Below are 7,778 nucleotides of genomic sequence, written 5' to 3'. Positions count from 1 at the left end.
ATCTATTCTATTTATTCTTTTGTATATTAAAGTATAGTAGTAATAATAGTTCTATCAATAACTTGTTACTAACTTAAAATTCAGTAAAAATTGGCGTTATTCAACTTGTGGATAAATATGTGAGTAACTTTCGTATATTATTGATTTTCTGTTATGATTTATGTGTATAAGTAAGGTGTTTAGAGTGTTAGTAATTTTCTTTTATGGAAAATACTTTACCATCATGCATTGTTACACAACTATGTATGTGTTGTTGAAAAAGTTGTTGATCAATTGTTGGTATTTTATATCAACAAATAATTCACAAATTAATTTGACATTATTCACATGCTTATTAAACATTTAATAACAGTTTTCTTGATAAATCTAATCTGAAAACGTTTTTGCCATTACAGGGAATAAATTGAGTAAAAAAAGAACCTTAGTAGAAAAAATAGCATATAGAATTTTTCTCTTCCTTTTCAAAAAAGCTTCTGTGTTGAAAAAGTGTGCGACTGAGGCATTAATGAAAGATCTGCCAGACCTTAATATATTTAATGGTCTATTAAAATTCCGCGATTGTGGTATAATGGATATAATGACTCCACGTACAGAGATATGCGCAGTAGACATTGAGTCAAGCGAGCGTGAAATAATAAAGAAGATAAAAAACACTTGCCACACTAAAATACCAATTTATAAAAATAACTTTGATAACGTAATAGGCTTTTTTTATGTAAAAGATGTTATTTTTAATAGGGATAAAAATTTTAATCTGAAACATATTATACAAAGCGTAATATTTGTTCCACCCTCGATGAAGACAACTAATCTTTTTGTTAGGATGAACTCTTCTAAATCATGCTTAGCTATCGTATTGGATGAATATGGTGGAACTGATGGTTTAATTTCAATGACTGATCTTATAGAGGAACTAATACCAAACATTGATAGTGAAAACGAAATAAATTCAGAATATACCATTACTGAATTGTCTCAAAATAAGTTTGAAGTATCAGCAAGGGCTCTTATAAAAGATATAGAAGAGGATCTAAAAATAGAATTACGTGACCCTGAAGAAGATTATGTTACACTTGGTGGTTTGATTCTTTCGATTGCTGGTAAAGTGCCTTCTGTAGATGAAGTCATTAAATATAAAAATGGTATGAAGTTTATCATCAAAGATGCAAATGAGCGCTACATTAATAAAATAGTACTAGACTTAAGTGATTACAAAAATTAGATTTGGTACCCCTTGTCGGGGAATGCCTTGACACGAAGAAAAAGTTGTAATAACCAAATATGCAACTCAAGTTATAGTTAAACCTATTTCCAGCAAATTATTTTCGCAAGTATAATGCATTTCAGTGTTATAGTACTCTAATAATAAAGAGGTCATATAGATATTAATATCTTTTGTATTTAAATTAGTGTCATTTTTTTTGATTAATTTGTCTACTAATGATTTGCTTATTGGTTTGTGTTCATTTAGAATTTTTATAGTTAATAGCATTTTATCTTCTGTTTGACTCAATAAAACAGATACTAGTTCGACTTCCGCCACTGCACTGGCTATAGTTAGCACCATATTGGAAATTATCTTATTTATCTTTTCAATTAAATCTTCCTTATTTTTTGCAGAGTATGCGTCTATTTTCCACGTAAGCTTTACTTTTTTTTTAATAAATAATTTTCGATATTAGATTTGGTCTTATCAAAGCTATAATTATCCATTGAAGAAGAATATGCCTGCTTCATAACTTTATGTTTATATATTAAATCATCGGAGCTTTCTTTAAGAAACAACAACGCTTCCTTCTGCGCATCAGCATCATTCTTATCTATTACTTCAAGCTCTTCTACGCCAAACGTTATTCCATTCATAGAGTTAGCAAAGTCATGAAGCAGCCGTCCTGATAGCAGTTCCGTTATTAACAGTATGTTTTTGGTATTTTCGTTCATTGGATAATTATAAATGATTTAAGTTACCCTATATTGGTAAGTATATAATAGTCAATTAAGAGAAAGTTTCGTTGCACTTTTTATATCAAGGCATTAATATAGTATTAACAATTTTAAAATTTATAAAAGGATTATGAATACTTATACCAGATCAGGAATAGATATTGAACTATATAATAAGTTAATAAAAGAAGTCAAGCCTATTGCTCAAGAAACTACTAGAGAAGAAGTAATCAGCGAAATAGGTTCATTTTCTGCGTTATTTGATTTTGCTGCACTAAGTAAGAAGTATGACCATCCAGTACTCGTTTCCTCAACTGATGGAGTAGGTACGAAACTGTTGATAGCTCAAGAAGTGAATAAACATGATACTATAGGTATAGATTTAGTTGCAATGTGTGTAAATGACTTACTTGCACAAGGAGCAACGCCTTTGTTTTTCCTTGATTACTTTGCAACAGGCGTTTTGACCAAAGATGTTTTATTATCTGTGGTTAAGGGCATTGCAGAGGGGTGCAAGCAAGCTAAAATAGCATTGGTTGGTGGGGAAACTGCAGAAATGCCTGGAATGTATGGTAATAATCACTATGACCTTGCAGGGTTTGTGGTTGGTGTAGTTGATCGAAAGCAAATTCTTCCAAACTGTAGTATTATGAAAGCAGGTGATTATATAGTTGGCTTAGAGTCAAGTGGAATTCACTCAAATGGGTTTTCTTTAGTGCGCCATGTTTTCAAAAGCTTAGGTATAAATTATAACGATACATCTCTATGGAATAATAAATCTTGGAATGAAATACTACTTGAACCAACAAAAATATATGTTGATTCTTTGCTGCCTATCATGTCACAAGTAAAAGGTATTGCGCACATCACGGGTGGTGGTTTGGTAGACAATATTCCGCGAATTCTTCCAAAAAACTTATTTGCAAACATAGACATTAATTCCTGGAAATGGCCAGATATATTTTTATGGCTAACAAAGGAGGGTAAAATAGAGAAGAAAGAAATGCTAAAAACATTTAATTGTGGTATTGGTATGGTATTGATCGTAAGTTCTGAGAATATGCAAAACGTGAAAAATCATTTCCAAAAACGTGGAGAAAAAATTGAAATTATTGGAAAACTTGATGAGGCATGTAACCCTCCACTTGATAGAGTAGTATTTAGTTAACCTAACTCTACTGACAATCTTTCCGCAACTTCTAAGTATGCTTTTTTCAAGTTGCCTAAATTCAAACGAAAGACGTCTTTATCTAGCTTTTTATAAGTATTTTTATCCCATAACCTGCAGTTATCAGGGCTGATTTCATCGGCTAAAATGATTTTAGTACTGTCATTTATCAATCTGCCAAATTCCAATTTAAGGTCAACTAGATCTATGCCTGCATTTGAGAATAAATCAATTAGGATTTCGTTGATCTTTAAAGTTGTAGTTTTTACTTCATCCATTTCTTTGCTAGATAGCCAATCAAAATACAGTATGTGATTTTCATTTACCATTGGGTCGGCTAGGTCATCATTTTTGTAAAAAAACTCGATTATAGGAGATGCAAGCCTCTCACCTTCTTTGATATTAAAACGTTTGCAAAAGCTGCCAGCTGCAACATTCCTCACTACTACTTCAAGAGGTATGATTTTGAGTTTTTTGACTAGCTGCTCTCTTTCATTCAGAGTTTTTATAAAGTGTGTGCTAATTCCTGCTTTCTCAAGCTTTTCCATGATAAAAGCACTAACATGATTATTAATTATTCCTTTGCTCTCAATAATTTCATATTTTTCCTTATTGAATGCTGTAACATCATCTTTAAAGTGCTGTATAACAGTTGATGAGTCTTCAGTTTCAATAATGGCTTTCGCTTTACCTTCGTATATCGTTTTATTCAGTGACATGCTTAATTTAACTATATATTATATCAATTTACTGTTCTTAGAGTATAGCCCCAAATAACTTAAAATAAACCTTAATGGCATTCAATGTTACAATATTAACCATATTTCCAGAAATGTTCCCCGGGTTTTTGAACTATTCTCTTGCCGGAAAAGCGTTAGAAAAAAAAATATGGAACCTTGAAGTAATAAATATTCGTTCTTTTGCGAAAGATAAACATTCAACTGTGGATGATGTTCCATATGGAGGTGGAGCAGGAATGGTTATGCGTTCTGATGTAGTTGGTGATGCAGTAGATAGTATGCTCTCTGTTCATAAAAACACTAAGTTTATTTACATGACTCCATCTGGAACTAAGTTTAATCAGAATATTGCCAGAGAATTATTAGAGTTTCCTCATATAACAATATTGTGTGGTCGATTTGAAGGTATTGACCAAAGGATAATTGATGCGTATACTCCTTATGAGTTAAGTATTGGAGATTATATACTTTCAGGAGGTGAGCCAGCTGCAATGGTGGTTCTTGATGCATGCATTAGACTTCTTCCAGGTGTAGTAAATAATACCGATAGTATTACTGAAGAAAGTTTTAATTATGGTGGTGGTGTACTTGAATATCCTCAATATACTAGACCTGAGCAGTGGAAGAGATATAAAGTACCTGAGGTTTTGTTATCTGGCAATCACAAAAAAATAAGTGATTGGAGGCAGAAGCAGTCTCATGTTATAACAAAAAAGCGTAGGCCTGAATTATTGAATGGAGAGATAAATGACAAATTTACTTAAAAAATTTAACGAACAGCAAATGCAAGTGTTAGCTAAAGAAATACCAGAATTTCGTCCTGGCGATGATTTGAAGGTCACTTTTAAAGTAGTTGACGGTACAAGTGAACGTATACAGATATTTGAAGGTGTATGTATATCAAAAAGGAACCGCGGCTTACATTCTTCTTTTGCAGTCAGAAAAGTGAGCCATGGAGAAAGTATAGTGTCTCAGTTTTTTGTTTATTCTCCTGCACTGGTTTCAGTGCAAGTGACAAGAAAAGGAAAGGTTCGTAGAGCAAAACTGTATTATCTGTGCAAACTATTTGGAAAAGCTGCAAGGATCAAAGAGCGTACTACTTATGTTAAAAAGAAATCTAAGTAGATACAATAGGGAGTGATGTCAATTGTGTCATCTCAGAACTCTCTCTTGTCATCCCAGTGCGTGACACACAACTGTACGAACATTGTGTTTGCCTCCCGCTTTGGTGTCATCCCAGTGCTTCGACACTGGGATCCAGCATTCATTATTCTCCTTTTGGTTTGTGCTTTCATGGAAAATGTAAAAATTATTTGCAGGCAAAGCCTGCTGGATCCCAGTGTCAGCTACTTGCATGACAAAAAAGGGGAAAGTTTTTTCAAATCCTCGTGTAAAGAAAAGTAAATGAGTATAAAGAAAAAATTCCTTAAATTACTTCAGTCAAGGCGTGTACATGCTCGTATAAAAAGGAAAAATAAAAAGAACAGAGCGCTACGCTTTTGTTCTTTCACGGCGCTAGTTATCTCACTTGGCTGTCCTGTGTGTATATTGTTGAGTATATTAGTTAACTCTTACAGTGCCTTAACAGTAACGAAAATTTTATTGCCAGTTGAAATAAATGCTGATCTTGCTTTGGCGAGTAATCCTAGTGATTTGCGGTATAAGTCCATTGGCTTACTCAACGATTCTTTACGTAAGGTGTTTGGAGGAACTGATTTTAAAGACGGTGACGAAATTTTAAGTCGTAATTCTTACAAAGAACTAGAGAAATTTTTTCGTAAGAAAGTAAAAGATAGTGGTGAATATGAGATCTGGTTTACCGCGTCAAGTATAATTAATTCAATAAATAAAGATAAATATTTGAATGATCGTTATGCTAAATTACTTGATTGGCTAAAAGAAAAGAGGAGAGTGAAAAAATTTTTTAATAAGTCTTTATTCCTTAAATCTGACTCTCGTGAACCTGAAAATGCAGGGATTTTAGGAGCGTTTATCGGTTCATTAATGACAATTATAGTGTGCCTAGCATTAGCATTACCAATAGGAATTATGTCGGGCATCTGTCTTTACGAATTTATGCCTAAAAATAGGCTAATGACTAATATTGTAGAAATTAGCATAAATAATCTTGCTGCAGTGCCTTCAATAATATTTGGTGTAGTGGGCTTAACTCTCTATCTTGGCATATTTGGGCTACCACGCTCTTCACCACTTGTTGGTGGAATGACTCTTTCATTTATGATGTTACCTAATATTATAATTGCAACAAAAAATGCCTTTGCGAATGTTCCTATTACGATAAAAGATGCAGCGTTTGCGCTTGGTGCACCTCACATCAAGGTGATATTAGATCACTCTTTACCGATTGCGTTACCAAGAATAATACATGGTACTGTGCTTGCAATTGCAAGGATTTTAGGTGAATCTTCTCCTTTACTTATGATGGGTATGGTGGCATTTATTGCTGATACACCTACGTCCTTTTTCGATCCGGCGACTGTTCTACCTGTGCAAATATACATATGGTCAAGCAATCCTGAAATTGCATTTGTTGAACTTGCTGCTATCGCAATTATAGCTTTATTATTGGTGTTATTTGCGTTAAATTTAGTAGCAAATTTTGTAAAAAGGAAATTCGAATTTTTTAATTTTTAGCAATTCATGAAAATCACAGTCCTATCTGGTTATGGCTTAAATTGCGAAAAAGAAACTGCATTTGCATTTATGGAATGCAGCAGAAAACTTGGTATTGGTAATATTGAAGTAAAAATCGTTCACATTAACGATATCATAGATAATCCAGGTGAACTGAAATTAAGCAATATACTTGCAATTCCAGGGGGTTTTTCCTATGGTGATGACACTGGTGCTGGTAATGCGTTTGCTTTACGTATTAAAAACAACTTGTTGGATGAGTTTCAAGAGTTTTTATCTCAGGACAAGCTGATTATAGGAATATGTAATGGTTGTCAGATATTAGTAAAATTAATTCCAGAATTCTCTAGTCTAGCTTTAATCCATAATGATATAGGCAATTATCAATGCCGTTGGATTAGAGTGAGAGTTAATTCAAAGAGTAATTCTGTTTGGCTACGGGGCCTGAGTGAACTATATCTCCCTATTGCTCATGGGGAAGGCAAATTTTTTATGGATCAAGATATTTTGAACCAATTGATTGAGAGCAATTCCACCGCATTACGTTACATTGATAAAAATGGCAACTATGCTAACCTACAATTTCCTTACAATCCGAATGGATCTACATACGACCTAGCAGCTTTATCAGATAAAAGTGGAAGAGTGCTAGCTTTAATGCCCCATCCAGAAAGGGGAATATTTTTTACTCAGCAAGATAATTGGCCCCTTGAAAAAGAAAAGAGCAAGCGTTTAGGTGTTGCTGTGCCAAAATATGGCGATGGAATGCTTATATTTGAAAATGCACTAAAGTATTTTTGTTAAAATTTATTGATAGGGATTTATGGTCGAAATTATCCCCTGATATTGCAAAAAACTTGCTTGACAAGCCTTGCCAGTCCCCTTATCATGAAACTGAAGCTATTTATTTATCTTCGCAATCTGTGCAGGTTAATGACAAAAAACTTAGGGTATTTGGCGTCTCATGTTTAATTTTTCGCACTACGTGCATCGCATGTCTTTAAAAATTTTTAGGTTTTTATCTATATAAGCCGAAACGCGCTTACAAAGCGTTTAAGACAGCAAAAAACGTCAAATTGACAAGGGAGAATTTGAATGCTAGCTACTACGGGGTTTCTTTGCCTTTTTTCCTGCTTAGTAAATTTCTTAAACACTTGCGGTGTAGGTTAGTTGCAAGTTAAAAGCAGCTAAATCGTATCCGTTAAGCGGAGTGGCAGAATAAGGTAGACAAGGTGATCTAAAAAGATAATCATAGAGCAAAAGTGAAATAA

At 33.5% G+C, this 7,778-nt stretch carries 10 protein-coding genes; 6 read left to right on the top strand and 4 right to left on the bottom strand.

Going from position 1 to position 7,778, the window contains the following annotated elements; genetic code table 11:
* Positions 1-403: 403 nt before the first annotated feature.
* Complete coding sequence (locus tag ABWU47_RS07040; RefSeq protein ID WP_007549273.1) at positions 404-1,222, top strand: transporter associated domain-containing protein; 819 nt, start codon at positions 404-406, stop codon at positions 1,220-1,222.
* A gap of 66 nt (positions 1,223-1,288) precedes the next feature.
* On the opposite strand, the gene ABWU47_RS07035 is transcribed toward ABWU47_RS07040, so the two are convergent.
* Positions 1,289-1,633 (bottom strand): hypothetical protein, encoded by a 345-nt coding sequence (locus tag ABWU47_RS07035; RefSeq protein ID WP_233395610.1) that lies wholly within the window; start codon positions 1,631-1,633, stop codon positions 1,289-1,291.
* A 14-nt stretch (positions 1,634-1,647) separates the two neighbouring features.
* Positions 1,648-1,941: a hypothetical protein gene (locus tag ABWU47_RS07030; RefSeq protein ID WP_006280049.1), complete on the bottom strand. Its 294-nt coding sequence runs from the start codon at positions 1,939-1,941 to the stop codon at positions 1,648-1,650.
* A gap of 133 nt (positions 1,942-2,074) precedes the next feature.
* Here ABWU47_RS07030 and purM point away from each other — a divergent pair, with 133 nt between their 5' ends.
* The gene (gene purM, locus ABWU47_RS07025) at positions 2,075-3,112 is read left to right on the top strand and encodes a phosphoribosylformylglycinamidine cyclo-ligase (protein WP_077188347.1); all 1,038 of its coding nucleotides are present in this window, start codon (positions 2,075-2,077) and stop codon (positions 3,110-3,112) included.
* Here purM and purC read toward each other — a convergent pair.
* The gene (purC, locus tag ABWU47_RS07020; RefSeq protein WP_006279491.1) at positions 3,109-3,831 is read right to left on the bottom strand and encodes a phosphoribosylaminoimidazolesuccinocarboxamide synthase; all 723 of its coding nucleotides are present in this window, start codon (positions 3,829-3,831) and stop codon (positions 3,109-3,111) included. The two genes, purM and purC, sit on opposite strands and share 4 nt — an antisense overlap.
* A 74-nt stretch (positions 3,832-3,905) precedes the next feature.
* Between purC and trmD the strand changes: the two genes are divergently transcribed.
* Both trmD and rplS read left to right on the top strand, forming a co-directional pair.
* Positions 3,906-4,616 carry a tRNA (guanosine(37)-N1)-methyltransferase TrmD gene (gene trmD / locus ABWU47_RS07015; RefSeq protein WP_077188346.1) on the top strand — a complete coding sequence of 237 codons (711 nt, stop codon included), beginning with the start codon at positions 3,906-3,908 and terminating at the stop codon, positions 4,614-4,616.
* The gene (gene rplS, locus ABWU47_RS07010) at positions 4,600-4,977 is read left to right on the top strand and encodes a 50S ribosomal protein L19 (RefSeq protein WP_006279489.1); all 378 of its coding nucleotides are present in this window, start codon (positions 4,600-4,602) and stop codon (positions 4,975-4,977) included. Before trmD ends, rplS begins: the two co-directional genes overlap by 17 nt.
* Positions 4,978-5,025: 48 nt before the next feature.
* Here rplS and ABWU47_RS07005 read toward each other — a convergent pair whose 3' ends face one another.
* Positions 5,026-5,208: a hypothetical protein gene (locus ABWU47_RS07005; RefSeq protein ID WP_049973595.1), complete on the bottom strand. Its 183-nt coding sequence runs from the start codon at positions 5,206-5,208 to the stop codon at positions 5,026-5,028.
* A gap of 48 nt (positions 5,209-5,256) precedes the next feature.
* Between ABWU47_RS07005 and pstA the strand changes: the two genes are divergently transcribed.
* Entirely contained in the window at positions 5,257-6,507 is a 1,251-nt protein-coding gene (gene pstA / locus ABWU47_RS07000; RefSeq protein WP_007549491.1) for a phosphate ABC transporter permease PstA, read from the top strand.
* A gap of 6 nt (positions 6,508-6,513) precedes the next feature.
* Positions 6,514-7,311, top strand: a complete 798-nt coding sequence (locus ABWU47_RS06995) for a phosphoribosylformylglycinamidine synthase subunit PurQ (RefSeq protein WP_006279487.1) — start codon at positions 6,514-6,516, stop codon at positions 7,309-7,311.
* Positions 7,312-7,778 lie beyond the last annotated feature (467 nt).

This window comes from Wolbachia endosymbiont (group A) of Gastracanthus pulcherrimus (assembly GCF_964028265.1).
GTDB lineage: Bacteria > Pseudomonadota > Alphaproteobacteria > Rickettsiales > Anaplasmataceae > Wolbachia > Wolbachia pipientis.
Note: the sequence above shows the minus strand (reverse complement) of the source record. Positions and strands in the feature narration are given on the sequence as shown.